This window comes from Pseudomonas sp. SID14000 (genome assembly GCF_002165135.1).
Lineage (GTDB): Bacteria > Pseudomonadota > Gammaproteobacteria > Pseudomonadales > Pseudomonadaceae > Aquipseudomonas.
Genome location: NZ_NFZQ01000040.1, coordinates 1 through 1289, shown reverse-complemented (window position 1 = coordinate 1289; position 1289 = coordinate 1). Strand labels below are relative to the sequence as shown.

At 61.5% G+C, this 1289-nt stretch carries 1 pseudogene; it reads right to left on the bottom strand.

Features of this window, described 5'->3' with window-relative positions:
- Window positions 1–1289 (bottom strand): annotated as a pseudogene (locus tag CAY82_RS24725) (RHS repeat protein); the annotation flags it as partial.

The following is a 1289-nucleotide window of genomic DNA, read 5'->3' as shown; positions in this document are numbered from 1 at the left end:
GAGCCGGTATCGCGGCTGCGCAACTGGCCGTTCGCTTCATACTCGTACTTGATCTCGCCCCGCAGCTTGTCGAGGGTTCGCACCAACTCTCCAGCCGGGTCGTACTGGTAACGGCGGTGAATCGGGTTGTAGGCATGCTCCACCAGCAACGAGGTATTGATCCCAGTGTTGTGCACCTGCGAGAGCTTGTCGGCCGGCAAGTTCGAGGCAAACTGCCAGGCCTTGCGCCCCATCGCGTCATAACCGAAGCAGCTGGTGAGCTTGCCCTGAGTCCGATACACCTCGCGATGCAGGTCATCACGCTCCATATCGCTGATGACCTGGCCATCCAGGTTCAGCTGGTGCAGGTGCCCACTGCCGTAGTACAGGTGGTTGACCTTGCGACCATCCGGCAGGGTCAATGTGGTCAGGTTGCCGAGCGGATCGTACTCGTAGCCGAGCGTGCCGTCGGGGGTAATTTCTTTGGTCAGCCGCCCCAGCAGATCGTAGGCGTACTCCAGCTTCTCTTCCGTGATCCCAAGCTGCTTGCCGATCCCGGTCGGTTGCCGCTCGATGCTCAGCAACCGGTCGCCGTCGTCGTACGCGAAGTTCTGGCTCGCATCGCGATTGATCTTGGCGACCAGACGGCCAATGGTGTCACGCTCGAACAGCGTATGCCGCTCCGGCCGCTCGGCATTTTCGCCATAGCCAATCTCATCCAGTCGGGTCAGATGGCCGCCGAGGTTGTAGCTGAAACGCCGGGTCAGGTTATCCACCCGCACTTCTTCGCTCAGCCGGTCCGAAGCGTCATAGGCAAAGCTGTACGTGGCGTTGTTCTCATTGACCAGCGCGATCAGGCGCACGGCCTTGTCGTACTCGTAGCGTACCCGCTGGCCCTTGGCATCCTGGCGGCTGCTCGGCAGGCCACGCGCCGTACGCATCAGGCGTGTGGTCTGGCCCTTGCCGTCGGTGTGGCTGATTACCTGGCCGTAGACGTTGTAGGTGAAGGTTTCCGCGGTACCGTCCGGGTGACTGATGCGCAGCACTTCGCCGTCGGGCTTGCGCTCCAGGGTGGTGGTCTGGTTCAGCGCATCGGTCACCGCGACGAGGTGCTGACGCTCGTCGTAGCGGTACCAGGTGCTCTTGCCCGAGCAGTCCTGATAACGCTCGACCTGGGCCAGGGTGTTCCACCACAGGTACTTGGACTTGTAAGTTGCATCGATGATGGTATGCGGCAGGCCGTCATCGCTGTTCAGGTACTCGGTCATCTGGCCGAGGGCATCGAATTCGGCGAGCAGGTTGCCCTTGTC